At 72.0% G+C, this 24,653-nt stretch carries 22 protein-coding genes; 19 read left to right on the top strand and 3 right to left on the bottom strand.

Annotated features, from left to right (window positions below; genetic code table 11):
• Window position 1 precedes the first annotated feature (1 nt).
• The 16 genes from proB (at window position 2) to ddaH (ending at window position 17,305) form a co-directional block, all read left to right on the top strand.
• Window positions 2-1,069, top strand: coding sequence for a glutamate 5-kinase (gene proB, locus ABZ887_RS10000; protein WP_361285411.1), 1,068 nt, complete (start codon window positions 2-4; stop codon window positions 1,067-1,069).
• On the top strand, window positions 1,069-2,319 hold the full coding sequence (locus ABZ887_RS10005) for a glutamate-5-semialdehyde dehydrogenase (protein ID WP_361285414.1): 1,251 nt from the start codon (window positions 1,069-1,071) through the stop codon (window positions 2,317-2,319). Before proB ends, ABZ887_RS10005 begins: the two co-directional genes overlap by 1 nt.
• A 53-nt stretch (window positions 2,320-2,372) precedes the next feature.
• Window positions 2,373-3,542, top strand: a complete 1,170-nt coding sequence (locus tag ABZ887_RS10010; protein WP_361285417.1) for a pyridoxal phosphate-dependent aminotransferase — start codon at window positions 2,373-2,375, stop codon at window positions 3,540-3,542.
• Complete coding sequence (locus tag ABZ887_RS10015; RefSeq protein WP_361285420.1) at window positions 3,539-4,399, top strand: pyrroline-5-carboxylate reductase dimerization domain-containing protein; 861 nt, start codon at window positions 3,539-3,541, stop codon at window positions 4,397-4,399. Before ABZ887_RS10010 ends, ABZ887_RS10015 begins: the two co-directional genes overlap by 4 nt.
• A 104-nt stretch (window positions 4,400-4,503) precedes the next feature.
• Window positions 4,504-5,811, top strand: a complete 1,308-nt coding sequence (locus ABZ887_RS10020) for an MFS transporter (RefSeq protein WP_361285423.1) — start codon at window positions 4,504-4,506, stop codon at window positions 5,809-5,811.
• An 83-nt stretch (window positions 5,812-5,894) separates the two neighbouring features.
• Window positions 5,895-6,734: a methyltransferase domain-containing protein gene (locus ABZ887_RS10025; protein WP_361285426.1), complete on the top strand. Its 840-nt coding sequence runs from the start codon at window positions 5,895-5,897 to the stop codon at window positions 6,732-6,734.
• A 124-nt stretch (window positions 6,735-6,858) separates the two neighbouring features.
• The gene (locus ABZ887_RS10030) at window positions 6,859-7,047 is read left to right on the top strand and encodes an MbtH family NRPS accessory protein (RefSeq protein ID WP_361285429.1); all 189 of its coding nucleotides are present in this window, start codon (window positions 6,859-6,861) and stop codon (window positions 7,045-7,047) included.
• Complete coding sequence (locus tag ABZ887_RS10035; RefSeq protein ID WP_361285432.1) at window positions 7,044-8,426, top strand: amino acid adenylation domain-containing protein; 1,383 nt, start codon at window positions 7,044-7,046, stop codon at window positions 8,424-8,426. The genes ABZ887_RS10030 and ABZ887_RS10035 overlap by 4 nt, the downstream gene beginning before the upstream one ends.
• Window positions 8,427-8,503: 77 nt before the next feature.
• Window positions 8,504-8,791 (top strand): acyl carrier protein, encoded by a 288-nt coding sequence (locus ABZ887_RS10040; RefSeq protein ID WP_361285435.1) that lies wholly within the window; start codon window positions 8,504-8,506, stop codon window positions 8,789-8,791.
• Window positions 8,792-8,812: 21 nt separating this feature from the next.
• The gene (locus tag ABZ887_RS10045) at window positions 8,813-10,177 is read left to right on the top strand and encodes a TrpB-like pyridoxal phosphate-dependent enzyme (protein ID WP_361285438.1); all 1,365 of its coding nucleotides are present in this window, start codon (window positions 8,813-8,815) and stop codon (window positions 10,175-10,177) included.
• 10 nt (window positions 10,178-10,187) lie between these two features.
• Window positions 10,188-11,300, top strand: a complete 1,113-nt coding sequence (locus ABZ887_RS10050; RefSeq protein WP_361285441.1) for an acyl-CoA dehydrogenase family protein — start codon at window positions 10,188-10,190, stop codon at window positions 11,298-11,300.
• Between the two features lie 2 nt (window positions 11,301-11,302).
• The gene (locus ABZ887_RS10055) at window positions 11,303-12,913 is read left to right on the top strand and encodes an amino acid adenylation domain-containing protein (protein WP_361285444.1); all 1,611 of its coding nucleotides are present in this window, start codon (window positions 11,303-11,305) and stop codon (window positions 12,911-12,913) included.
• A 3-nt stretch (window positions 12,914-12,916) separates the two neighbouring features.
• The gene (locus ABZ887_RS10060) at window positions 12,917-13,750 is read left to right on the top strand and encodes an alpha/beta fold hydrolase (RefSeq protein ID WP_361285446.1); all 834 of its coding nucleotides are present in this window, start codon (window positions 12,917-12,919) and stop codon (window positions 13,748-13,750) included.
• Between the two features lie 2 nt (window positions 13,751-13,752).
• Complete coding sequence (gene asnB / locus ABZ887_RS10065; protein ID WP_361285449.1) at window positions 13,753-15,582, top strand: asparagine synthase (glutamine-hydrolyzing); 1,830 nt, start codon at window positions 13,753-13,755, stop codon at window positions 15,580-15,582.
• A gap of 102 nt (window positions 15,583-15,684) precedes the next feature.
• Window positions 15,685-16,356, top strand: coding sequence for a 4'-phosphopantetheinyl transferase superfamily protein (locus ABZ887_RS10070; protein WP_361285452.1), 672 nt, complete (start codon window positions 15,685-15,687; stop codon window positions 16,354-16,356).
• A gap of 82 nt (window positions 16,357-16,438) precedes the next feature.
• A complete protein-coding gene (gene ddaH / locus ABZ887_RS10075; RefSeq protein ID WP_361285455.1) occupies window positions 16,439-17,305 on the top strand; it encodes a dimethylargininase in 867 nt (288 codons plus the stop codon).
• An 88-nt stretch (window positions 17,306-17,393) separates the two neighbouring features.
• Here the strand turns inward: ddaH and ABZ887_RS10080 are convergent, their stop codons facing one another.
• Genes ABZ887_RS10080 through ABZ887_RS10090 form a run of 3 tightly spaced genes read right to left on the bottom strand, consistent with a single transcriptional unit; the run spans window position 17,394 to window position 20,850 of the window.
• On the bottom strand, window positions 17,394-19,898 hold the full coding sequence (locus ABZ887_RS10080; RefSeq protein ID WP_361285458.1) for an ABC transporter permease: 2,505 nt from the start codon (window positions 19,896-19,898) through the stop codon (window positions 17,394-17,396).
• Window positions 19,892-20,668 (bottom strand): ABC transporter ATP-binding protein, encoded by a 777-nt coding sequence (locus ABZ887_RS10085; protein WP_361285461.1) that lies wholly within the window; start codon window positions 20,666-20,668, stop codon window positions 19,892-19,894. The genes ABZ887_RS10080 and ABZ887_RS10085 overlap by 7 nt, the downstream gene beginning before the upstream one ends.
• Window positions 20,665-20,850 (bottom strand): hypothetical protein, encoded by a 186-nt coding sequence (locus ABZ887_RS10090; protein ID WP_361285464.1) that lies wholly within the window; start codon window positions 20,848-20,850, stop codon window positions 20,665-20,667. The genes ABZ887_RS10085 and ABZ887_RS10090 overlap by 4 nt, the downstream gene beginning before the upstream one ends.
• Window positions 20,851-20,945: 95 nt before the next feature.
• Between ABZ887_RS10090 and ABZ887_RS10095 the strand changes: the two genes are divergently transcribed.
• The 3 genes from ABZ887_RS10095 to ABZ887_RS10105 all read left to right on the top strand — a co-directional run bounded on the left by ABZ887_RS10095 (window position 20,946) and on the right by ABZ887_RS10105 (window position 24,574).
• On the top strand, window positions 20,946-22,208 hold the full coding sequence (locus ABZ887_RS10095) for a sensor domain-containing protein (RefSeq protein ID WP_361285788.1): 1,263 nt from the start codon (window positions 20,946-20,948) through the stop codon (window positions 22,206-22,208).
• Window positions 22,181-22,840, top strand: coding sequence for a response regulator transcription factor (locus ABZ887_RS10100; protein WP_361285467.1), 660 nt, complete (start codon window positions 22,181-22,183; stop codon window positions 22,838-22,840). The genes ABZ887_RS10095 and ABZ887_RS10100 overlap by 28 nt, the downstream gene beginning before the upstream one ends.
• 270 nt (window positions 22,841-23,110) lie before the next feature.
• On the top strand, window positions 23,111-24,574 hold the full coding sequence (locus ABZ887_RS10105) for a DUF2252 domain-containing protein (protein ID WP_361285470.1): 1,464 nt from the start codon (window positions 23,111-23,113) through the stop codon (window positions 24,572-24,574).
• The last annotated feature ends 79 nt before the right edge of the window (window positions 24,575-24,653 follow it).

Genomic DNA, 24,653 nt, shown 5'->3' on the forward strand with positions numbered 1-24,653 from the left:
CATGCAACCGGAACGTATCGTCGTCAAGATCGGCACGTCGTCACTGGTCACCGACGGCCGCCTGGACCCGGACAAGGCCGACGCCCTCGCGGCGTCCGTCGCGGACCTGACGCACTCGGGTCTGCGCCCGGTGCTCGTCACCTCGGGTGCCATCGCCCAGGGCCGCACCGTGCTGGGCGACGGCGGGGCGGGCGAGGAGGGCCGTCGGCTGGCCGCGGCCGTCGGCCAGGGGCCGCTGTTCGAGGCTTTCCGGGCCGGGCTGGCCCGGCGCGGTCTGACGGCGGCCCAGTTCCTGTTCACACCGCTCGACCTGTGCGACGGCCGGCACCGGGACGGACTGCGGTCCGCACTGGACCACGCCCTGGACCGCGGCGTGGTGCCGGTGGTCAACGAGAACGACGCCGTCCAGGTCGGCAACAACGACATCCTCGCCGCTCTGTCGAGCGTGCTGCTGCGGGCCAGGCTGCTCGTGCTGCTCACCGACGTCCGCGGCCTGTACGGCAGCGATCCGCGCACCGATCCGGGCGCTCGGCTCATCCCCGAGGCCAAGGGGATGACCGTGGAGCTGGAACGGCTCGCGGGATCCTCCGCGGGCGGTCCGGGCACCGGAGGCATGGTCAGCAAGCTGGGCGCCGTGTGGATCGCCACCCTGGCCGGGGTCACCGCGGCCATCGCGGGCGCCCACGAACCGCGGGTCCTGTCGCGGTTGCTCGGCGGAGAGCCGGTGGGCACGCTCGTCCGCCCGCGGGACGCCGTACGCGAGCACGGCCTGGAGCCGCTGTGGCGGGCCTTCTCCGCACCGCCGCGCGGCACAGTGGTCTGCCACCCGTCGGCCCGGCACGCGATGGACGCGGGGCGGCCCGTGCCGCTGCCCCTGGTCGCACGCACCGAGGGGTCGTTCACGGCCGGCGACGTCGTCGACATCGCGGTGGACGGCACCCCGCCGATCGCCCGGGGCCGTACCCGGCTCGGAGCCCTGTCCTTGGCCGAGGCCCTGTCCGCGGACGGCGCGGACGACGCCACGGTTCTTCACCCCAGCGAATACGTGAGTCTTCTGGAGGCCTGCTGATGTCCGTCACCGAAATCTGCCGCACCGCCGCTGCCGCGGCGCGCGTGCTGCGTGAGACACCCACCGTGGTGAAAGACCGGGTCCTGGAGTCGATCGCCGTTGCTCTGGACACCGGACGCGAGCGTCTGAAGGCGGCCAACGCCCTGGACATCGAGGCGGCCCGGGCCGCGGGGACGTCGGCGACCCTGATCGACCGGCTCACCCTGACCGACAAACGCATCACCGGCATGGTCGACGCGATCCGCACCATCATCGGCCTGCCGGACCCCGTGGGGGCCGTCACGGGCGGCCAGACCCGCCCCAACGGCCTGCGTATCGAGCAGGTGCGCGAACCCCTCGGGGTCGTCGCCGTCGTCTACGAGGCCCGGCCCAACGTAACGGCCGACGTCGCCGCCCTGTGCCTGAAGTCCGGCAACGCGGCCGTGCTGCGCGGTTCGTCCATCGCCCTGCACAGCAACACGGCCATCGCCGCCGTGATCCGCGAGGTACTCGACGCACAGGACGAGGTTCCCGCGGCGTCGGTGCAGCTCATCCCCGACACTTCCCGGGAAGGTGTGCTGGAGCTGCTGGCGGCCGAGGAGTACGTGGACCTCGTGGTCCCGCGCGGCGGCCCCAGCCTGATCCAGACGGTCAAGGACAACGCCAGGGTTCCGACCGTGATCGACGGTGACGGCAACTGCCACGTCTACGTCGACGCCTCGGCGGACCCGGCCAGGGCCACGAGCATCGTCGTCAACGCCAAGACCTCCAGGCCGAGCGTGTGCAACGCCCTGGAGACGCTGGTGGTCCACGAGGCGCTGGCGACCAGCTGGCTGCCCGGCTGCCTGGACGAGCTGGCCGCGCTGGGCGTGACCGTGCGGGGAGACGAGCGCACGCGGGAGGTGTGGCCCAAGGCCGAGGCCGCCACCGAGGACGACTGGGCCACCGAGTACCTCGACCTGGTGATGGCGGTGAAGGTGGTCCGCGGACTGGACGAGGCGCTCGACCACATCGACCGGTACGGCACCCGGAACGCCGAGGCCGTCGTCGCCCAGGACATCTCCGTGGCACGGCGGTTCGCCCTGTCGATCGACTCGGGCAGTGTCTTCGTCAACACCTCGACCCGGTTCTCCGACGGCGGCGAGTTCGGCTACGGCGTGGAGATCGGCGTCTCCACGCAGAAGCTGCACGCGCGCGGCCCCATGGGGCTCGAGTCCCTCACCTGCGTGAAGAACGTGGTGTGGGGCGAGGGGCAGATCCGCGTCCTGTGACGGCCGGAGGGCAGCGCCCGTCATCGCATCCGTGCTACGAGAGGAGAGACACGATGGCACCCCTACGTCCTTCGGCCCTGGTGGACAGCATCGGCGAGGCCGCGTCGATCAAACAGAACAACCTGGTCTACGAGTTGCAGGCCGACGGCGCGGACATCATCACCCTCTCCCTCGGGGAGGCCTTCTTCGACGTCCCCGCGCCCTCCTTCGAGGAGTTGACGCCCGCCGCGCACCACTACTCGCACACCCGGGGCGTCCCGCTGCTGCGGCACAAGCTCGCCAAGTACCACGAGAACGGGTCCGGGACACCCGTCGACCCCGACCGCGAGATCATGGTCACCGCCGGTTCCAAGTCGGCGCTGTTCATGACGCTCGCCGCGATCCTGGAACCCGGCGACGAGGTGATCATCCCCGAGCCGCTGTGGGTCAGTTATCCCGATCAGGTGCGGCTGTGCCGCGGGATCCCGGTCGCCCTGCCCTGGCACGCCACGGTCGACGACATCGCCGCCCGGGTCACCGCCCGCACCCGGGCGATCATCGTCAACAACCCGCACAACCCGACCGGACGCCGGCTGTCCGACGACGAACTGCGCACGCTGCACGTCCTGGCCGAGACCCACGGGCTGATCCTGATCGCCGACGAGGTGTACAGCGAGTTCGTGCCGGGCGGCGACCCGTTCGTCTCGGCGAGCGTCTTCGACCCCGACAAGCGGCACACCGTCATCTGCAACTCGATGTCCAAGAACTTCGGCATATCCGGCTGGCGGGTGGGTTACGTCATCGCCCACGAAAGCCTGATCCGGCAGCTGGCCAAGCTTCAACAGCATCTGGTGACCTGCGCCCCGACGATCCTGTGCCACTACCTCGCGGAGAACTTCGAGGGGATTCTGGCGCACACCCGGCCACAGATCCGGGAGGTCGTCGAGCGGCGCAACCGGGTCGCCGAGGCGTTCGCCGCCCGCGGGGTGACCAGCCTGCCCGGCGACTCCACCTTCTACCTGTTCCCCTCGCTGGGTGCCTCCCGGCTGAACTCCACCGAATTCGCCGACGAGTTGCTGCGCCGCCACCGGGTGAGCACGGTCGCCGGAATCTCCTACGGGACGTCCTGCGACCGGTTCGTCCGGGTCTCGGTCGGCGCGGAACCGGAGGATCGTCTCCTGCGTGGCGTCGAGGCGATCTGCGACCTCGTCGAGGAGACCAGCACCGCCGGGGAGACCGCATGACCAGCCGTACGGTGGCCTTCCTCGGCTGCGGGCGCATCACCCGGGCCGTCGCCCAGGGGCTGGTCGCGGTCGACGGGCGGCCCTGGCGGCTGCGCGGTGTGTCGCGGCACGGCCGCAGCGCCCGGGACCTGGCCGCCGACACCGGACTGGTGGCGGCCGGGAACATCGCCGAAGCGGTGGCCGGGGCCGGTCTCGTCGTGGTGGCCGTGCACCCGCACGAAGCCGCGGAGGTACTCGCCGAGACCCGACCTCACCTGACCGACGGCCAGATCCTGGTGTCCCTGGTGGCTTCCTGGCCCGTCGCGGTCGTCGCCGAGGCGGTCCGGCACGCCGTCCCGGTCCTGCGCGCGGTCCCGAACGTGGCCGTGGCCGCACGGGTCGGCGCGACGGTGCTGTCCGCGGCCCCGGCCGTCGAAGCCGCTGAACTGACTCCCGTCCAGGAGCTGTTCGCCGACCTCGGCCCGGTCTTCGTGGTCGACGACCACCACCTGGAGACGGTCAGCGCCCTCTCCGGTGCCGGTCCCGCCCTGCTCGCCCGGTTCGCCCAGAGCCTGGCGGAGGGCGCGGCCGCCCTGGGGCTGCCCCCCGGGCTCGCCGACCACCTCGCACGCCACGCGGTGCGCGGCACGGGCGCCCTGCTCGACGGGGCCGGCACGACGTTCGCCGGCACCATCTCCTCCGTGTCCTCTCCCGGCGGCATGACCGAGCAGGCACTGGACACCCTGGACCACCACGGTCTTCCGGCCGCCACGACCGCCGCCCTCGACGCCGCCGTACGCCTGTCCCTGCGCCGCATGCCGGCGACGGGGACGGCTCGCGTTGCCGGGGCGGAGGGCGGGGCGGCCCGTCTCCCGTAGGTTCCAGCCGACCGCTCCGTCGGTTCCGCCGCCACGCCCCCGGTCTCGTCGTCCTTTCCGGCGGCGCGCGCACCCTGCTCGCCGCAACCCTGCTGGAGTATGTCGTGTCAACCGCGAAAACCGCGTCCTACCTCACCGTTCTGAAGATCCCCCATGCGGCGCGCACCTTCGGCGCCGCGCTCGTCGCCCGGTTCGCCTACGGCATCGTCTTCCTGTCCCTGGTGCTCACCGTCAGCCGGGCGACCGGCTCGTACGCGATGGCCGGCGGTGTCCTGGCGGTCTTCGGGCTCTCCAGCTCCCTGCTGGCGCCCTACCGTGCCCGCCTGATCGACCGGCACGGGGTACGCCGGGCGCTGCTGCCGATGGCGGCCCTGTGCGCGGCGTTGCTCGGACTGATCGCCGCGGTGTCCTGGCAGCCGGGCGCCCCCCGGGCCGCCCTGTGGGTGCTGGGCGCCGCGGCCGGTGCGTTCGCACCTCCGCTGGGTCCGTTCATGCGCACCCTGTGGGGGGTCCTCGTGCCCGACGAGGAGGAACTGCTCCAGCGGGCCTACTCGCTGGACACCGTCGCGGAAGAGCTCCTGTACGTCGTCGGCCCACTGCTGGCCGGTGCGCTCACCGCGCTCGCCGAGCCCGCGCTGGGTGTCGCCCTGAGTGCGGTACTGCTGTTGGGAGGAACGGCGGTCCTGGCGACCTCTCCGGTCGCCGCGTCCTTCCGCGCCGCCGGCGCTGCTCCGGCGCCCCCCAAGGACACCGGGGGCGAGGAGCCGCCCGCCCCGCCCGCGGGGGGCGGCAGGTGGTGGGCCAGGCTGATCGACCCGGTTCTCGTCACCGCGGGTCTCGGGGCCTGCATGGGTGCCTTCAACCTCCTTGCTGTGGCCTTCGCGGACGAGCACGGCTCCGCCGCCTCGGTCTCGTGGGTGTCGGCGACGATGGCGGTCAGCAGTGCGCTGGGCGGCCTGCTGTACGGTGCGGTCGGCTGGAAACTCGCCGCCCGTGCCCGCCTGCCGATCCTGGCCGCATTTCTCGGGATCTGCTGCGCCCTGGCCGGGCAGGCCACCGGAATGATCGGCCTGGTCGCACTGGCTGCAGGCGTCGGTTTCTTCACGTCGCCGACTTTGACGACGTCCTATCTGATCGCCGGTGAGGTCGATTCCGGAGCTCGCAGTACCGAGGCCGGAACCTGGGTCAATACCGCCTTCAATACCGGGAACGCGGCCGGCTCGGCCGGGATCGGTCTGCTGCTGGCTCCCCTCTCCCTGGCCTGGTGCTTTGCAGTGACCGGTGTCGTCGTACTGCTGCCCGCCGCAGTGTCGGCCGTACGAAATTCCGGGCGAATGATGAGCAGGGTCGAGCGGATTGATATTCCTGCCGCAACTGCTAGTCTGAATTCAGGTGAAGGAGAGAAGCCCTAGAGGGAATTTGCTCGGGCTTGCTTTCGGAGAGTTTTTCAACCTCGATTTCCACCGTCATCCAAGAATCCCTGAAGGAGAATTCCATGACCATTCTGGAGAACGCGCCGACCCAGCTTTCCGAGGTGCAGAAGGAGCAGGTCCGCTCGGTGTACCAGGAGATCGCCGCCGAGTACGACGAGCGCATCCCGGGCGAGGGCCCCAGCGACGACGCCTTCACCGCGTCCGAGCACGAGTTCGTCCTGAGCAAGGTGCGTGCCGGCCAGAAGGTCCTCGACATCGGCTGCGGCACCGGCCGCTTCACCGTCCCGATGGCCGCCGCCGGCGCTCAGGTGACCGGCCTGGACATCTCCCGGGCCATGCTCGACGTCACCCAGGGCAAGCTGGCCGAGCGGGGACTGTCGGCGGACCTGTACGAGGGCGACATGGCGAACCTGCCCTTCGAGGACAACTCCTTCGACGTGGTCACCAGCATGCTCGCCCTGATGCACATCCCGCTGGAGGACCGCGAGCGCGTCTTCGCCGAGGTCGGCCGCGTCCTCCGGCCCGGCGGGCGGCTCGTCATCGGCGTGAAGAACAGCCTGTTCGAGCAGTTCTTCAAGGGCGACCGCTTCGCCGCCGTCGACATCACCGACGTCGAGGCGAAGACGCTGCTCTTCACCAAGACGCGCGGCGGCACCGACCTCACCGCTCCCTGGTACAGCTTCAGCCCGCACGAGCTCAAGGCCCTCTTCGCCGCCTCGGGTCTGATCATGACGCACCTGCGTGGCAACTCCACGATCTCCGCCTGGCTGGCCGACGAGGTCCTCGCCGACAGCGGCGTCGCGGGTGTCGTGCGAGCCCTGGAGAAGAACCTGGGCGACGTCCCGCCGTTCAACTACCTCGGCTACCACATCCTCGTCGAGGCCGTGAAGCCGGGCCGCTGACCACCCCGACCGCCCCGCACCCTGCTCCGGTCGCACCGCGTCACCCGGTGCGACCGGAGGGGGCCGTGACCCGCCGCCGGGCGGGACCAGTGCACCGACCGATCCCACGCGCCCGAGGTGTTGCATGGACATGCAGCTTGTCGTCGTCAACGACGAGGAACAGTATTCGATCTGGCCTGCCGACCGCCCGGTACCCGGCGGCTGGCGCGCCGAGGGCTTCACCGGAGACAGGCAGGCGTGCCTGGACCGCATAGCCGAGGTCTGGACCGACATGCGTCCGCTGAGCCTGCGGAGTCCGGAGCCCGCCCGGTGAGCAGCGCGGTACATGCCCTCGCCGGCCGGCCCCGGCCCGACGCCGGCCCCACGCTCCCCGAGTTGTTCGAGCGGGCGGCGGACCGGAACCCGGAGAGCCTCGCCGTCAGCGCCGAGGACGGGGAGCTGACCTACCGGCAGCTCGACGAGGCGGCCAACCACGTCGCCCGGGAACTCGTCGCCGGTGGACTCGGGCCGGGGCAGGCCGTGCTGAGCGCCTTCCCCCGTAGTTCCGCCGCCCTCGTGGCTCAGCTGGCGGTCCTCAAGGCCGGTGCGGTCCATGTGCCGGTCGACCCCGGCGCCCCGGGCGAGCGGCTGCGGTTGCTGGCCGCCCGTACCCGGGCCGCCGCCGTGCTCGCCCCGGCGGACCGGATCGGTGACCTGGCCGGCCTCGCCCGGCTGCAGCGGCCCGTCGGCCTCGGCGACCGCAGCGCCGAGCGGCTCGCTCCGCGGGCCACTGCCGACGACACCGCCTACATCGTCTTCACCTCGGGTTCGACCGGAGAGCCCAAGGGCGTCGTCGTATCCCACCGGGCGATCGTCAGCACCACGCTCGCCCGGTTCCGGCACTACCCCGAACCGGTCCGGCGCTTCCTGATGATCTGGCAGATGACCTTCGACGCCGCGATCGGATGCATCTGGTGGACCCTGGCCTGCGGGGGCACCGTAGAGCTCGCGCCGGCCTCGCTCGACGGCATCATGACCGCCGTCGACGCCATGCTGGTCGGCGAGCGGCGGATCTCGCACACCGCGATGACGCCCTCTCACTACCACGGGGCACTGCAACGGCTGCCCGGCCCCGCCACGGGTCCCGGCAACGTCCTCGTCGCGGGCGAACCCTGCCCGGAACAACTGCTCGCGGACCATTTCCGCCTCCAGCCGGAGACCCGGCTGTGGAACGAGTACGGGCCCACCGAAGCCGCCGTATGGTGCACCGGCACCGAGTTGACGCCTGGTCGGGAGGTCACCGCCGGGCTGCCCGTAGACGGGGCGGAGATCCTCGTACTCGACGAATCGGGGGATCCCGTCCCGGCCGGGGAACTGGGCGAGGTGTACGTGACCGGGGCAGGTCTGGCGGACGGTTACCTGGGCGACCGGGAGCTCACCGCCCGGCGGTTCCCGGAACATCCGTCCGGCCGCCGGTACCGCACCGGCGACGTGGGACGCCTGCTCCCCGACGGCCGGCTGGTCGTCATCGGCCGTACCGACGACCAGCTCAAGATCCGCGGCCACCGCATCGAACCCGGCGAGGTCGAAGCCGTCCTGCAGGCCCACCCGGAGGTCGCCCAGGCCGTGGTGACCGCACGTCAGGGGCGCCTGGTCGCCTTCGTCGTACGTCGCGATGCCGCGCGGCACGCCGACGTCCCCGCCTCGACCTGAGTCCTGGCACACCCGGTCTCAGGCCCCGTCATCCGATCGGCACGGCACGGCATGTGCCGTGCACTGGAGGGACTTCCATGCCCGATTCCATCTCCACGCAGGTCAAACAGGTCCTCGTGGACATCCTCGACCTCGACCTCGGCCCAGGGGACATCGCCGACCACGTCTCGCTCTACTCCACGACCGTCAGCCTGGACTCCCTGACCCTGCTGCGCATCATCACCGAGCTGGAGCGGACGTTCTCCTGCGAGATCGACGACGAGGCCGTGATGACCTCGGAACTCGTCGACGTGGGAAGCCTGGTCGACCTGGTGCGGTCCCAACTGGCACTGGCCGGCGTCGTCCCGGACCCCGCCGGCCGCTGACCCACTCCAAGGAGACGCACCGTGAACACCAGCGTTGACTCCCGCCCAGCCACCGGAGTCCAGGTACCCACCCACTGGTACAACGTCATCGCCGACCTCGCGGGCTACGTTCCGCAGGACCGCCGGCCGGCCCAGCAGCCCGGCCGGCACGGCCTCAAACCGCAGCTGCCGCTCTCCATCTACCGGCAGAGCGTGAGTGACGAGCCCTACATCGAGATCCCGGCCGAGGTCCGGGCCCAGTACGAGAACTGGCGGCCCACCCCCCTGGTCCGGGCCCGCCGGCTGGAGAAGGCCCTCGGCACTCCCGCCCGCATCTACTACAAGTACGAGGCGGCGAGCCCCTCGGGCAGCCACAAACTGAACTCCGCCATCGCCCAGGCCTACTACTACAAGAAGGCCGGGGTGCGCGAGCTCGTCACCGGCACCGGAGCCGGGCAGTGGGGCACGGCCCTGGCGATGGCCTGCACCGTCTACGACCTGGAATGCACCGTCTACATGGTGCGCTGCAGCTACGAGCAGAAGCCGCACCGGCGGGTGATGATGGAGCTCAACGGAGCCCGGGTCATCCCCAGCCCCAGCGTCACCACCGAGGCCGGCAAGTCCATCCTGGCCGACGACCCCGACTGTGCCGGCAGCCTGTCCGTCGCCAGTTCCGAGGCCCACGAGTACGCCAACGAGGGTGACGGCGTGCGCTACTCGGCGGGCAGCGGGGACAACCATGTCCTGCTGCATCAGACCGTGATCGGGCAGGAGGCCCTCGCCCAGATGCGAGAGCTCGGGGAGTATCCCGACACCGTCGTGGCCGCCCTCGGCGCGGGCAGCAACTTCGCCGGCCTCACCATGCCCTTCTACCGCGACGCCGTGAACACCGGCCGCAGCACCCGCCTGGTCGCCGTCGAGCCCAGGTCCTGCCCCAAGCTGACCCGCGGTGTGTACACCTGGGACCACCATGACGCGCTCGGCAACACGCCCATGTCCAAGATGTACACGCTGGGCCACACCTTCATCCCGTCGCCCATCCACGCAGGAGGGCTGCGCTACCACGGGGCCGCACCCGTGATCAGCTGGATGTACCACCAGGGACTGGTCGACGCCGTGGCCTACGGCCAGAGCGAGGTGTTCGAGGCCGGCGTGACGTTCGCGCGCGCGGAGCAGGTCATCCCCGCTCCCGAGTCGGCGCATGCCATCCGGTACGTCGTCGACCGGGCCGTGCGGGCACGGGAGACCGGCACGCCCGAGACGATCCTGTTCAACCTCAGCGGGCACGGACTGATGGACCTGGGCTCGTACGAGAAGTACCTCAACGGGCTGCTCGACGACGACTCCGCGGCCGAGGCCGAGGTGGAACAGGCACTGGCCAGGCTGTCCCAGACGGCGATCCGGTAGGGAGCCGACCGTGGACCTCGCCTGGACACCGGAGCAACTGGAGCTGCACCACCGCCTGCGCGGCCTGGCCGCCGACGCGACCTGGCAGACGCTGGCCGACGCGCAGGTCATGGCCCTGCACATCCCGCGGGAACACGGCGGCCTCGGCCACTCCGCGCTCACCAGCGCCCTCGCCCTCGAAGGCCTGGGGTACGGCTGCCGTGACATCGGACTGCTGATCGCGGCCGGTGCGCACATGTGGGCCGTCGCACTGCCCCTGGCCAGGTTCGGCACTCCCGGGCAGCGGCGGACCTACCTGCCCGGCCTGGCCGCCGGACGGCTGGTGGGCGCCCACGCCATCACCGAGACCGAGTCCGGTTCCGACGCGCTCGCGATGCGGGCCGTCGCCCGCCGCGAGGGCGACAAGTACGTGCTGACCGGCCGAAAGAGGTTCATCACCAACGCGCCTGATGCGGACGTGTTCCTCGTGTACGCGACGCTGGGCAGGCAGCTCGGCTTCACCGGCGTCACCGCCTTTCTCGTCGAACGCGGCCAGGCAGGCGTCCGGGTGGAGACCGAACAGCGGAAGATGGGCCTGGATTCGTGTGCTTGGGGCCAGCTGGTCCTCGACGAGTGCGTCGTGGACGACGGCATGCGGCTCGGGGCCGAGAAGCAGGGCTCGGAGATCTTCGCCACGGTGATGGCCTGGGAGCGCACCCTGCTGCTGGCGCCGCTGCTCGGCGCCATCGAACGGCAGATCGAGGAGTGCGTGGACCGGGCCGGCTCGCGACGCCAGTTCGGCCGGCGCATCGGCGGCTTCCAGTCGGTGGCCAACCGGATCGTGGACATGCGGCTGCGGCTGGAGACCTCGCGCGGCCTGCTGCGTGCCGCGGCCTGGGAGCTGGACCGGCCCACTCCCCGACGCGCCCGGCGTTCCTCCCCGCTCCCGGAACTCGTCAAGCTCCAGGTGAGCGAGTCCGCCGTCGCCACCTTCGAGGACGCCATGCAGATCTTCGGGGGCCACGGCTACACCGAGGACGCCGGGATCGAGGAGCGGCTGCGCGACGCCCTGGGGACCAGGATCTCCTCCGGGACCTCCGACATGCAACGCGACGTCGTCGCCGCCAAGCTTGGATTGAGGTGAACGTGACACAGCAACCCGACGTCCGTGAAAGGACGTTGACCACCTACCTGGAAGCGGCGGTCCGCCGCCACCCCGACGCCGTCGCCGTCAAGGACCAGCAGCGCCGGGTCACCTACGCGGAACTGGACGAGATCAGCAACGGCGTGGCCTCGGCCCTGACCGCTGCGGGTCCCGTCTCCGGCCGGCGTATCGGGATCTGGCTGAACAAGTCGGTGGAGGCCGTTGCCGCGATCCATGCCGTGCTGCGCTCCGGTGCGGCGTATGTGCCGACAGACCCCACGGCACCGCCGCGCCGGGCCGCCGCCGTCCTCGCCGACTGCCAGGCCGCATGGCTGATCACCACACCGGAACGGGCGCGGAGCCTACGTGCCTGCGCACCGGAACTGGCGGAGACACTCTCGTTCCTGTACGTCGGAGCCCACGACGAGGAACTCCCGGCCGGTGCCGGGGCGACCACCTGGGAGGACGCCGTCAGCCGGTACGCGGACGCCGCCCCGCTGAGGGTTCCCGCCGAACCGGACGACGTGGCCTACCTCCTGTACACCTCCGGTTCCACCGGTTCCCCCAAGGGCGTCGTGCTCACCCACGCCAACGCCCGCGCCTTCGTCGACTGGGCCGTCGACGAGTTCTCGCTGACCTCGTCCGACGTCCTGGCCAGCCATGCCCCGCTCCACTTCGACCTGTCGATCCTCGACGTCTTCGGTGCCGCCGCCTGCGCCGGGGCCGTGGCCCTGGTGCCGGAGAGCCGGCAGGGCCTGGGGCCGGCCCTGGTCCGCTTCGCCGCCGACCAGGACGTCTCCGTCTGGTACTCGGTACCCACCGCACTGCGGCGCATGGCCGAAGGGGCGAACGGCGACATGCTGGCCACGACCCGGCTGCGCGTGGTGGCCTTCGCGGGTGAGGAGTACCCGACCAGACATCTTCGGTCGCTGCGGGGAGCGTTGCCCGCGGACAGTGCCCTCTACAACCTGTACGGGCCGACGGAGACGAACGTCTGCACGTTCCACCGTCTCGGTCCGGAGGACCTGGCCGAGCACGCGCCGGCGTCCCCGCCGATCGGACGGCCCTGCCCCTACGCGACGGCCTTCCTGCTGGACGGTGACGGTACGGCGCTGCCGGAGACCGGTGAGACAGCCGGCGAACTGTGCGTCGGCGGCGGGTCGGTCATGCGCGGTTACTGGAACGACCCGGTCAGGACGGCCGCCGCCGGGGTCGAGCACGAAGGCCGACGGTTCCACCGCACCGGAGACCTCGTCCGGCGCCTCGCCGACGGCCGGCTGGTCTTTGTCGGGCGCGAGGACACCATGGTGAAGGTCAGGGGCCACCGCATCGAACTGGGGGAGATCGAGGCCGTTCTGGACACGCGGCCGGACGTCGGGGACGCGGTCTGCCTGGTCGCTCCCGGCCCGGACGGCACCGACCACCTGGTGGCGTTCGTGACCGCCGTGCCCGGCACGGAACCGGACGAGCGGACCCTGAGACGGCACTGCCGGGAGTTCCTGCCCGGCTACATGGTCCCCGGGCACATCGAGGTCGTGACCGCCATGGACTACACGTCCACCGGCAAGGTCGACCGGAGGTCCCTCGCGCGGCGCGTCCACGCGGGGCGGTGAACGGTGCACACGCTGGTGGAGAAACGCCAACTGTCCACGCACACCCTGGAGACGTGGGAGTGGGTCAGTCCGGCCCTCGGCTGTGCCAAGCGTGCCAGCGTGCTGGTGCCCAGGACGTGCACCTCGGCAGGGGCCGAGGTTCCCGTGCTCTTTCTGCTGCACGGTTTCGGTGGCAGCCGCACCACCTGGCTGACCGGAACCCGGCTGGCCGAGCATCTCGCGGAACTCGATCTGCTGGTCGTGCTTCCGGAGAGCGGTCGCCGCTGGTTCATCAATGACGACCGTGGATGTCGGTACGAGGATTATCTCCTTGATGAGCTGGTCCCTTTCGTCGACGCCCGCTACGCCGTGCACGTCCGCCCCGGCACACGGGGCATCGGGGGGTTCTCGATGGGTGGGGCCGCGGCCCTGATGCAGGCGCTGCGCCACCCGGACGTGTTCCGTGTGGCGGTGAGCCACGCCGGCGCGTTCGAAGCCCCGTCGCGGGTCGGCGATCCCTATGCCGACCAGCGACGGAACCGGGACATGGCCATCCCTTCCACGGAGGCGCACGAACGGGTGTGGGGGCCGCCGGGAAGCCCCGTCAGACGGCGCTACGACCTTTCGGCCCTGCTGGACGCGGGGCACTTCCCCGGGTGCCTTTCGGTCTATGCCGACGTGGGCTCCCACGACTATCCAAGAATTATCGAAATGAACCGGAGAACGGTGCGGAAGCTGACCGATTCCGGTATTGATACGGAATTCTTCGAGCGTCCTGGCGGGCACGACCTGGAATTCCTGGACCGGGCGCTTCCGTTTTCCCTCAAATTCGCCGAGCGAAGGCTCAAGAGGAGCTGACGATGTGTGGTATTGCCGGCTGGGTGGACTGGCGGCGCGACCTGACGGAGAGCGGGCCGATCGTCGAGCGCATGACGAAGACGCTCGAGCCCCGGGGGCCCGACGCCCAGGAGGTCTGGCTGTCCCCGCACGCCGCACTCGGGCACAGCCGCCTCGCCGTCATCGACCTCGACGGCGGCAGGCAGCCGATGGTGCGCACCGACCGGAGCGGCGGTCGGGTGGCCCTCACCTTCAGCGGCGAGATATACAACTTCCGGGAGCTCCGCACCGAACTCCGCTCCCACGGCTGGTCGTTCACGACCCGCTCGGACACCGAGGTCCTGCTGACCGCGTATCTGCAGTGGGGCCTCGACTTCGCCCGCCGTCTCGACGGCATGTACGCCTTCGCGATCTGGGACGAGCGCATCCGCCGGCTTGTCCTGGTCCGTGACCGGTTCGGCATCAAACCGCTCTACTACGCCCCGGCCGGCGACGGCCTGCTCTTCGGCTCCGAGCCCAAGGCTCTGCTGGCCCACCCCGGACTGCCGGCCGAACTGGACGCGGAGGGCATCGCCGAGCTCATGGCGGTGCCGCGCGCACGGACTCCCGGGCACGGCACCTTCCGCGGGGTGCGCGAACTGAGACCCGGCCGCCTGCTGGTCGCCACCGACACCGGGGTGCGGGAGGAGCCGTACTGGCGGCTCGAGGCCAGACCGCACCCGCACGACTTCGCCGACACCACCGCGCACGTCCGTTCCCTGCTGGAGGACATCGTCGACCACCAGGTGGTCGCGGACGTGCCCGTCGGGACCCTGCTGTCCGGCGGCATCGACTCAAGCGCCGTCACCGCGCTGGCCGCGCGTGCGCTGAACGGGGGACTGTCGAGCTTCGCGGTCGCCCCGCCCTCGTCCGGCAGCCCGGGCTCCGACGCCTGGCGGCCCAGCCCCGACGGCCCCTTCGCCGCACTGGTGGCCTCCTCGCTCGGGATCGAACACGTCGTCACCGACGTCGGGGTGGACGCCCTCGTCGACCGGTTCGACGTCGGACTGCAGGCGCGGGACCTGCCCGGCTGGGGCGATCTGGACACCTCCATGTACCTGCTGTTCGAGACGATCCGTCGGCACTGCACGGTCGCGCTGTCCGGCGAGGCGGCCGACGAGATGTTCGGCGGCTACCTGTGGCAGCTCGACCCCGGCTACGTCTCCCATCCCTCCTTCCCCTGGATGCACGGCCGCCGCCAGCCCGAGTTCCTGCTCCGCGACGACGTACGCCGCCTCGTCGAACCGGGCCGTTACGAGGCCGATCGCTATCACCAGGCGCTCGCGGAGGTACCGCGCCTGGCAGGCGAGGACGCGGCAAGGCGCCGCGAACGCGAGGTCTTCCATCTGGGCGTCACGCACTGGCTGACGGCTCTGCTGGACCGCCAGGACCGGCTCAGCATGGCGCTGGGCCTGGAGGTCCGGGTCCCGTTCGCCGACCACCGTCTGGCCGAGTACCTCTTCAACGTGCCCATGGAGCTGAAGAGGCACAACGGAACGGCCAAGGCGGTGCTGCGCGAGGCCAGCCGCGGACTGCTGCCGGACGTGATCGTCGACCGGCCCAAGAGCGCGTATCCGGCGAGCCGCAACGACGACTACGTCGAGCGGATGAAGGGCCTGGTGCTGGAACTGCTGGCCGACCCGCACGCCCGGGTCTTCGACCTCGTCGACCGGGACCGGGCCAGGGCGATGGTCACGTCGGAGCTGACCAGCCTGCCGGGCCCCATCACCGCCGTCACCCCCGCCATCAGCCTGTCCTACCTGCTCGAACTGAACCGCTGGCTCGGGCTGTACGACGTGCGCATCACTCTGTGAAGCGGCCTTGGAAGCACCGAACGCCCCTCGACAGCACGGAGCAGCGATGACGTCCCCGGCTCAGCTGAACCGTTTTTTCGCCGATATGCGGCGCGGTGCGTCGTGATCGACGGGATCCTGCCCGCCACGGTGGCCTCCGCGGAGGCGTTCCGCGACCCGCCGCATGTGACGCTCTTCCCCGACGAGGAGGCCGTGACCCGGGGCGCGGTGGAGGCGCGGTGCGTCGAGTTCCGGACCGTGCGCCACTGCGCCCGCAAGGCTCTCGGAGAGCTGGGCATCCCCCCGGTGCCCATCCTGCCCGGACCGCGACGGGAACCGCAGTGGCCCGAGGGCATAGTCGGCAGCATGACCCACTGCGAGGGCTACCGGGCCGCCGCTGTGGCCCGGGCGGGGGACGTCCTCGCCTTGGGGATCGACGCCGAGCCGCACGAGGGGCTTCCCGACGGCATGCTGCCCGCGGTGGCCCGGCCGGACGAGATCGCCCGGCTGATCCGCCTGCAGGCCGGCCGGCCGGAGGTGCACTGGGACCGTCTGACGTTCAGCGCCAAGGAGTCGGTCTACAAGGCGTGGTTCCCGCTTGCCCGCCGCTGGCTCGGTTTCCACGACGCGACCCTCACCCTTCACCCCGACCGCCAGACGTTCGACGTGGAACTGCACCAGACGCATCTGCACGACACGGGACCGTCCCTGACCTCGATGAACGGGCGCTGGGTCGTCGAGGACGGCCTGATCACCACCTCGGTGGTCATCGAAGCGGCGTCCGCCGCGGCCTGAACCGACCACCGCGACCGGCCGCGCCCGCCCCCTCATCTGTGCACCCCCCATCTGCCGACCGTTTATCCGAAGGAGCCTCGCCATGCCCGGAACCGACGTCCTCGACCACCGTCCCGCAGCGAACCTCGCCGCGAGCCCTGCCCGCACCGCCGTACCGTGCCGGCTGCTGATGTGCCGCCCGCAGTTCTTCGAGGTCAGCTACAGCATCAATCCCTGGATGGACCCCGCGAAGCCGGTGGACACCGAACTGGCACTGGTGCAGTGGGAGCGGCTCCGGGAGACCTACCAGTCGCTCGGGCACACAGTGGAGGTCATCGACCCGCTCCCGGGTCTGCCGGACATGGTGTACGCCGCCAACGGCGCCACGGTCTTCGAAGGCAAGGTACTCGGCGCCCGCTTCCGCCACCTGGAGCGAACCGCCGAAGGGCCCGCCTACCTCCAGTGGTTCGCCCGCAACGGCTTCACCGACATTCTGTGGCCCGAACACGTCAACGAGGGCGCGGGCGACTACCTCCGAGCCGGCGGGACGATCCTGGCCGGTACCGGCTTTCGCACCGATCCGCGCTCGCACGCGGAGGCACAGGAGTTCTTCGGCCTCCCGGTGGTCGGTCTCACCCTGACCAACCCGAGGCACTACCACCTGGACACCGCACTGTCCGTCCTGTCGCCGGACGAGATCATGTACTACCCGCAGGCCTTCACTCCCGGCAGCCAGGCGGTGCTGCGGAGCATGTTCCCCGACGCGATCCTGGCGTCGGACCAGGACGCCGCGGTGTTCGGTCTCAACGCTTTTTCCGACGGAAGGAACGTCCTGCTCCCCGAGGCCGCCACCGGGCTCATCGGGCAACTCCTGGACCGCGGCTTCAATCCGCTGGGCATGGACCTGGCCGAACTCCTGAAGGGCGGAGGCAGCGTCAAGTGCTGCACCCTCGAACTCCAGGGCACCTGAGCCCCCGCCGGGCGACCGTGTGAGCCGCGCCGGGACCGGCCGACGGGGAGAACGGCAGCCGGAGTGCGAGGGCGGGCGCTCAGCCTGCTCATGCGCGGACGCCCGCCAGGTCCACCGCGCGGTGGCGCAGGGCCAGGGCCGCCGGGGCGACGGAGGCCAGGACGGCGAGGGCCGCGCAGCCGGCGGTGGTGACGGCCAGGGAGGCCCAGGGCAGGGTGGTCCACGGCAGGGTGAGGGCGGCCGGGACCGACAGCGCGTGCAGGGCCGCCGCGACTCCCGCCAGGTCGAGGGCGGTCACCAGCAGCCCCAGCACCGCCCCGACCGCGACCACCGTGAGCGCCTCGGCCCCGACCAGCCGCAGTACCTGCCGGCGGCCCGCCCCGGCCAGCCGCAGCGCGGCCAGCTCGCGCACCCGGTCCGAGGTGGCCATCACCATGGTGTTGACCAGGGAGATCCCGGTGTAGAGAAGCGCGATGCCGAGGACGAGGAGGAGGCCGAGGCGGGTGGTCCGGTCGGTCTCCGCGGTCTCCGGGTAGGTCTCCGCGATCCACCGGTCCCTGGTGAGGACGTGCGCGCCGGACGCCCTCGCCGCCGCGCGCAGCCCGGCGGCCACCGTGGACGCGTCCGCGCCGGGACGCAGGGCCACGTCGACGCGGTCGACGGCCGCACCGGGCGCGTTGGCCGGCGTCACGTAGGCACCGTTGTCTCCGGTGCCCGTCGGCATCACGGCGGCGATGCGCAGGGTCCTCCGGGTGCCGTCACCGAGCCACACCCGGACCCGTTCGCCCACGGTGTGCTTCTCCCACTCCTCGTTGACGATGATCGAGCCGTCGTCGAGGCCGGTGGTCCGGCCGGAGACGAGCGGGAGGCGCGTGGTGGCCTCCAGCGCGGCGGGATCGGCGGCCCGGGCCGCCGATCTGATCAGGGCGACCCCGTCCTCCAGGACGTACACCGCGCTCGCCGAGGTCGCGGAGAGCTCGGCGCCGGGTACGGAGCGCAGCGCACGGAGCGTCGTCTCCGCGAAGCCGCCCGCCGGGGGCGTGACGACGAAGGCCGCCGTGGTCCGGTCGCGGGTCTCCACGGCCCGGGCCGCGTTCAGGGTCGCGGTGGTGCCGAGCAGCGAGCCCGTGAGGGCCACGGTGACCAGCACGGGCGCGGCGACGGCGGCGGTACGGCGGACTCCGGCGGCCGCGTTCTCGCGCACCAGCATGCCGCCGGCGCCGGGGAGCCGGGCCGGGACCCAGGTGAGCAGCCTGGTCAGCGGGCGGACCAGGACGGGGGCGAGCAGCGCGACCGCGGTGATCAGCAGCATGGGGCGGCTCACGTAGGACTTGCGGTGCAGCAGGCCGCCGGGGTCGTGGAGGAGTGCGAGGAACAGGAGGACGGCCGCGGTCAGCAGCAGGACGCCGCCGGACAGCCGGCGGCCCGCGGTCATCGGCCGGTCGTCGACGGCCGCCTCGCGCAGCGCCTCGGCCGGCCCGGTGCGGCCCGCCCGCCAGGACGCGGCGGCCGCTCCGCAGAGGGCGACCAGCAGTCCGGTCGCGAAGGCCGCGCAGTAGGGCCACCTGTGGCCGTCTCCGTCGCCGATCCGGAACCAGCCCGGAGCGAGTCCGCCGTCGACGCTCCAGCGGGCGAGACCGGGTGCGCCGTACCGGCCGAGCACGCAGCCCACCGCCGAGGCGAGCGCCCCGACCAGCAGGGCCTCGACAGCCACCGTCCGGCGGAGCTGTCCGGGCGTCGCACCGGCGATGCGCAGCAGGCCGAACTCGCGGCGGCGCTGGGCGACCGCGAAGGCGAACGTCGACGCCACCACGAACACCGACACGAACGCGGCCACCCCGCCGGCCGTGCCGAACAGGGCGTTCAGCGCGGTCAGCGCCTCCCGGTCGCGGTCCGGGTCCGGGTCGGCGAAGCGCCGGTCGGCACCGGTGAGGACCTGTACGCCGGGGTTTCCCCGGACCGCGTTCCGTACGGCCGTCGCGGCCGCGGCCACCACCGACTGGGTGCTGTGCGGCGCCAGTCGCGCCGCCCGCGCGTCGGTGTAGAAGACGGCGTGCTCGAAGCCGCGGTCGGCGACCGTGCCGACGACGGTGACGTCGCCGCGATCCGTACCGAGGATGCGGCCGGGCTTCGCCCAGGTCCCGGTGGTGACGACCTCGCGGGCGGTACGCGGTGCGCGGCCCGAGGCGATCTCGTACGGCGCGAACGCGGCGACCGACCAGGGGTGACCGACGAGATCACCGGGCCCGTTCTCCGCGGAGGCGAGGCGCACGGCGAAGGTGCGGTCGGGGGTGACCCTGCCGAGTTTCCGCAACGCGGCGACGGCGGCGGCGGGCACGGCACGCGGCTGGGCGAGCTTCTGGGCGCGGGTTCCGATCGGGGTGGCGACGCGCAGGGTGTCGGCGCCCCTGACGACGACCGGGGCCGCGGCGAACCGTTCCGGGGCGCGCCGCGGGGCGTCCAGGGTGGAGGCGAGCGCCAGGCCCGTCACGGTGAGCAGGCCCACGCCGAGACAGAGGGCGACGAAACTGCCGGCGAAGGTGACCCAGCGGGTGCGCAGGGTGTGCAGGCCGTACCGGGCGACGCTCAGCACGGCAGGGCCTCGAGACCGGTCATGCGGGTGGCGATGGCGTCGGCTTTCACGCCCGTCAGTTCGCCGTCGACCCGGCCGTCGACGAGGAAGACCACGCGGTCGGCGCAGGAGGCGGCGACCGGGTCGTGGGTGACCATGACGATCGTCCGGCCCTCGTCGTCCGCCATGGCGCGCAGCAGTGACAGCACCGTACGGCTCGTCCGGGTGTCCAGGGCGCCGGTCGGCTCGTCGGCGAACAGCACCTCGGGGCGGGTGACCAGGGCGCGGGCCAGCGCCACGCGCTGCTGCTGACCGCCGGACAGCCGGCTCGGCCGGTGCCGGGCGCGGTCGGCGAGCCCGACCCGGTCGAGCACCTCGCGGACCTGGGCCCTCGGGGGACGGCGGCCCGCCAGTTGCAGCGGCAGCGCCACGTTCTGCTCGGCGGTGAGCGAGGGGAGGAGGTTGAACGCCTGGAAGACGAAGCCGACGCGCCGGCGGCGGAGCAGGGTCAGCTCGGTCTCGTTCAGCCCGGTCAGCTCGGTGCCGGCCAGCAGGACCGAACCGGAGGTGGGCCGGTCGAGACCCGCCGCGCACTGCAGGAGCGTCGACTTGCCGGAGCCGGAGGGGCCCATGACGGCGGTGAAGGTGCCTTCCGGAAAGGCGAGGGAGACGTCGTCGAGCGCGGTGACGGCACTGTCTCCGGAACCGTGCCGTCTGCTGACGGAACGCAAGGTGATGGCGGTCCTGGTGATGGCGGTTCTGGTGATGGCGGTTCTGGCGATGGCGGTCATGAAGCCCCGTTCTCCTGCTCGTAGCCGGTCATGTCTCCGGTCTCGTAGCCGGTCCCGTAGCCGGTGCTGTTGCCGGTGTCGTCTCCGGTCCCGTCGTCGATGACGTCGGTGGCTCCACGAAACCGTCCGGGGGCCGGGCGGCGCAGTGCGGCAGGGCGGAGAACTGGGGTAGGGCCAGGCATACCCCGGTCACGGAGGCTGGACGGATGGCCGGGTGCCCCGCCCGCCGCCTACGGTGACCGGCATGCAGCCCCCTCCGCGCAGCGTCTGGCAGGCGATGGCCGCGCCCCGCTACCTGCTCTCCGCCTGGCCCTGGCGTGCCGCCGCCTACCTGGCGACCGGCGCGGTGACCGGTGCCGTACTCCTGGTGGGGCTGGTCGTCGCGGTGGTGGCCGGCGGTGTGCTCGCCGTCGTACTCGTCGGGCTGCCGTTGCTGTTCCTGGCGGCGCTCGCGGGTCTTCCGGTGGCCCGGCTCGAACGGCACCGGCTGCGCATGGTCGACCGGGAGCGGGTGTACGACCCCCACGCGCGGCCGTCCGCCCCGGGGCTGCGGGCCTGGCTCACGACCCGGCTGCGGGAACGGGCGACCTGGCGCGAGCTCGGGCACGCGCTGCTGTTCGCGGGCCTGTTGTGGCCGGTGGACGCGCTCGCCGTGGCGCTCGGTCTGCTCTGCCCGCTGTCGGTGGTCGCCGCCCCGCTGCTGCTGGCCACGGCCGGCGGTGGCCGGGAGACGAAGGTGCTGAAGCTGTGGACCGTCACCGGCTGGCCGACCGCCTTCGGCGTCGCGCTGGCCGGGGTGTTCCTGCTGGCCCTCGGGGGCTATGCGCTGGGCGTGACGGCCGGTGCGCGGGCCGGGCTGACCCGGCTGCTGATCGCGCCGCGCGAGGACGGGTTGGGGGACCGGGTGGTCGAACTGGCGCGGTCCCGGGCGAGGTTGGTGGACGCCTTCGAGGCGGAACGGCGGCGCATCGAGCGCGATCTGCACGACGGCGCCCAACAACGCCTGGTGGCCCTGTCGATGACCCTGGGCCTGGCCCGCCTGGACGCCCCGCCGGGACCGCTCGCCGACCAGCTCGCCAAGGCCCAGCGCGAGGCGGGCGAGGCCCTTGCGGGGCTGCGGGAGATCGTGCACGGGATCCATCCGAAGGTACTGGCCGACCACGGCCTGGAGGCGGCCGTGGCGGACGCGGCGGATCGAACGGCCGTTCCTGTGGACGTCGGTTTCCGGTTGCCCGTGCGGCTGCCGGAGTCGGTCGAGGCGGCCGCGTACTTCGTGGTGCGCGAGGCGCTCGCCAACGTCGACCGGCACAGTGGCGCGGGCCGCGCCGAGGTGACCGGGGGGTACCGGGACGGCCGGTTGCACCTGGAGGTGCGCGACGACGGCCGGGGCGGCGCGGCGGCCGCGGCGGGCAGCGGCCTCACCGGACTGGCGGACCGGGTGTCCGTCCTCGATGGCAGAATCTCCCTGTCCAGCCCGCCGGGCGGACCGACCCTGCTGCGTGTGGAGTTGCCGTGCGAGCCGATCGACCTCTGCGCGTAGTCCTGGCCGAGGACAGCGTCCTGCTGAGGGAGGGGATCGCGGGGCTGCTGAGCCGGTTCGGTCATGCGGTGGTCGCGGCGGTGGGGGACGCGGAGGCGCTGGTCGCGGCGGTCGAGGAGCACGCGCCCGATGTCGTCGTGACGGATGTCCGGATGCCGCCGGGCTTCCAGGACGAGGGGCTGCACGCGGCGGTGCGGCTGCGCGCGGCCCGGCCGACGTTGCCGATCCTGGTGCTCAGCCAGTACGTGCAGCGCAGTTACGTCGCCGAACTCCTCGACTCCGGCGACGGGTCGGGCGTCGGGTACCTGCTCAAGGACCGGGTGGGGCAGGTCGCGGAGTTCGTCGCGGCGCTGGGGGAGGTGGCCGACGGGGGGACCGTCGTCGACCCCGAGGTCGTACGGCAACTGCTGCGCCGGCGCCGGGATCCGCTGGAGCGGCTGTCCCCGCGCGAGCGGGAGGTGCTGGCGCTGGTCGCCGAGGGGAAGTCGAACGGGGCGATCGCGAGAGAGCTGGTGGTCTCGGAGGCGGCGGTCGGCAAGCACATCGGGGGGATCCTGACGAAGCTGGACCTGCCACCGACGGAGGACTCACATCGGCGGGTGCTGGCTGTGCTGGCGTATTTGAGGGCGTGAGTGTTTGCTTCGGGGTGCTGTGGCTTTGCTTCGGGGGCGTTCCGTGGTGTCTTCGGCTGCGGGTGCGCTGTGGTTGCTCGCGCAGTTCCCCGCGCCCCTATTGAGGTGGGACCAGTGGACCCACCTTCTTGGGGGCGCGGGGAACTGCGCGAACAACCCCCACCGGCCCGCGGGTCGACGACGACGTGGACCACCCCGCCCAAACCACCCCGAAGTTATCCACAGGGTCTGACGTGTTTTGGCCCCCGCCTGTACCGTCTCCACGAGTTGATGTTCATGCGTGTGCGTGCGTGGAGTGCGGGGGAGGCGGTCGACGTGACCGGACCGGAAGAGCCGACGAGGGCCGGCGGGCGCAAACTGCCCGCGCCGAAGGGCTTTGCGCAGTGGCCCCTGGCGGGCTCCCCCAAGGAGGCGGGCAAGGCGCTGCGTTCGGCGGTTCCGCGCCGCAGCCACGACGTCCTGGACCCGGACGGCTCCCGTCCCGACGCGGTGAGCGCGGTCGAGGAGTCCAACCAGGACCGCATCCCGGAGCTGATCCCGATAAGGGTCGGCAGGATGGCGGCGAGCCCCTTCGCGTTCCTGCGCGGCTCGGCCGGCCTGATGGCGCACGACCTGGCACGCACCCCGATGACCAGGATCGCCACCCAGATCTGCGGTGACGCCCACGCGGCCAACTTCGGCCTGTACGGCGACCCGCGCGGCGACCTCGTCATCGACCTGAACGACTTCGACGAGACGGTGCTCGGCCCCTGGGAGTGGGACCTCAAGCGGCTCGCCGCCTCCCTGGTGCTGGCCGGCCGGGAGGCGGGCGCCGACGAGGACACGTGCCGCAAGGCCGCGGGCGACGCGGCCGGCGCCTACCGCCGCACCATGCGCCTGCTGGCCAAGCTCCCGGTGCTGGACGCGTGGAACGCCATCGCGGACGAGGAACTGGTCTCCCACTCCGACGCCCACGACATGCTCGGCACCCTGCGCCGGGTCTCGGAGAAGGCCCGCGCCAACACCAGCGGCCGGTTCGCGGCCCGCTCCACCGAGCCCACCGAGGACGGCGGCCGTCGCTTCGTCGACGCCGCACCGGTGCTGCGCCGGGTCCCGGACGCGGAGGCGGAGGCGGTCACCGCGGCCCTGGAGCACTACGTGACCACGCTCTCCGAGGACCGCCACCCGCTGCTCGCCCGGCACAGCCCGCACGACGTCGCCTTCCGGATCGTCGGCACCGGCAGCGTCGGCACCCGGTCCTACGTCGTCCTCCTCCTCGACCACCGCGGCGAGCCGCTGATCCTCCAGGTCAAGGAGGCCCGCCCGTCCGCGCTCGTCCCCCATCTCGCCACGGCCGGCTTCGAGACGCCGGCCGTCGACCACGAGGGACGCCGGGTGGTCCTCGGCCAGAAGCGGATGCAGGTGGTCAGCGACATCCTGCTCGGCTGGACCACGGTGGACGGCCGCCCCTTCCAGGTCCGCCAGTTCCGCAACCGCAAGGGCAGCGTCGACCCGGCCGCCCTGTCCCCCGACCAGATCGACGACTACGGCCGGATGACCGGCGCCCTGCTGGCCCGCGCCCACTCGCACAGCGCCGACCCGCGCCTGATCGCCGGCTACTGCGGCAAGAACGAGGAGCTGGACGAGGCGATCGCCGCGTTCGCGGTGACCTACGCCGACCGCACCGAGGCGGACCACGAGGAACTGGTGACCGCGGTGCGGGCGGGGCGGATAGCGGCGGAACTCGGGGTGTGATCCGGGCGGCACCCTGTCCGTGGCCTGCACCGATCCGGTCGCCGCGTGGGTCCCGGCCACCGCCGACGGCGACAGGCCC

The organism is Streptomyces sp. NPDC047061, assembly GCF_040643955.1.
GTDB lineage: Bacteria > Actinomycetota > Actinomycetes > Streptomycetales > Streptomycetaceae > Streptomyces.

Coding starts and splice junctions, on each gene's coding strand:
- proB (WP_361285411.1), top strand. CDS start 2: ATGCAACCGGAACGTATCGTCGTCAAGATCGGCACGTCGTCACTGGTC.
- ABZ887_RS10005 (WP_361285414.1), top strand. CDS start 1,069: ATGTCCGTCACCGAAATCTGCCGCACCGCCGCTGCCGCGGCGCGCGTG.
- ABZ887_RS10010 (WP_361285417.1), top strand. CDS start 2,373: ATGGCACCCCTACGTCCTTCGGCCCTGGTGGACAGCATCGGCGAGGCC.
- ABZ887_RS10015 (WP_361285420.1), top strand. CDS start 3,539: ATGACCAGCCGTACGGTGGCCTTCCTCGGCTGCGGGCGCATCACCCGG.
- ABZ887_RS10025 (WP_361285426.1), top strand. CDS start 5,895: ATGACCATTCTGGAGAACGCGCCGACCCAGCTTTCCGAGGTGCAGAAG.
- ABZ887_RS10030 (WP_361285429.1), top strand. CDS start 6,859: ATGGACATGCAGCTTGTCGTCGTCAACGACGAGGAACAGTATTCGATC.
- ABZ887_RS10040 (WP_361285435.1), top strand. CDS start 8,504: ATGCCCGATTCCATCTCCACGCAGGTCAAACAGGTCCTCGTGGACATC.
- asnB (WP_361285449.1), top strand. CDS start 13,753: ATGTGTGGTATTGCCGGCTGGGTGGACTGGCGGCGCGACCTGACGGAG.
- ddaH (WP_361285455.1), top strand. CDS start 16,439: ATGCCCGGAACCGACGTCCTCGACCACCGTCCCGCAGCGAACCTCGCC.
- ABZ887_RS10085 (WP_361285461.1), bottom strand. CDS start 20,668: ATGACCGCCATCGCCAGAACCGCCATCACCAGAACCGCCATCACCAGG.
- ABZ887_RS10090 (WP_361285464.1), bottom strand. CDS start 20,850: ATGCCTGGCCCTACCCCAGTTCTCCGCCCTGCCGCACTGCGCCGCCCG.
- ABZ887_RS10095 (WP_361285788.1), top strand. CDS start 20,946: ATGGCCGCGCCCCGCTACCTGCTCTCCGCCTGGCCCTGGCGTGCCGCC.
- ABZ887_RS10105 (WP_361285470.1), top strand. CDS start 23,111: ATGTTCATGCGTGTGCGTGCGTGGAGTGCGGGGGAGGCGGTCGACGTG.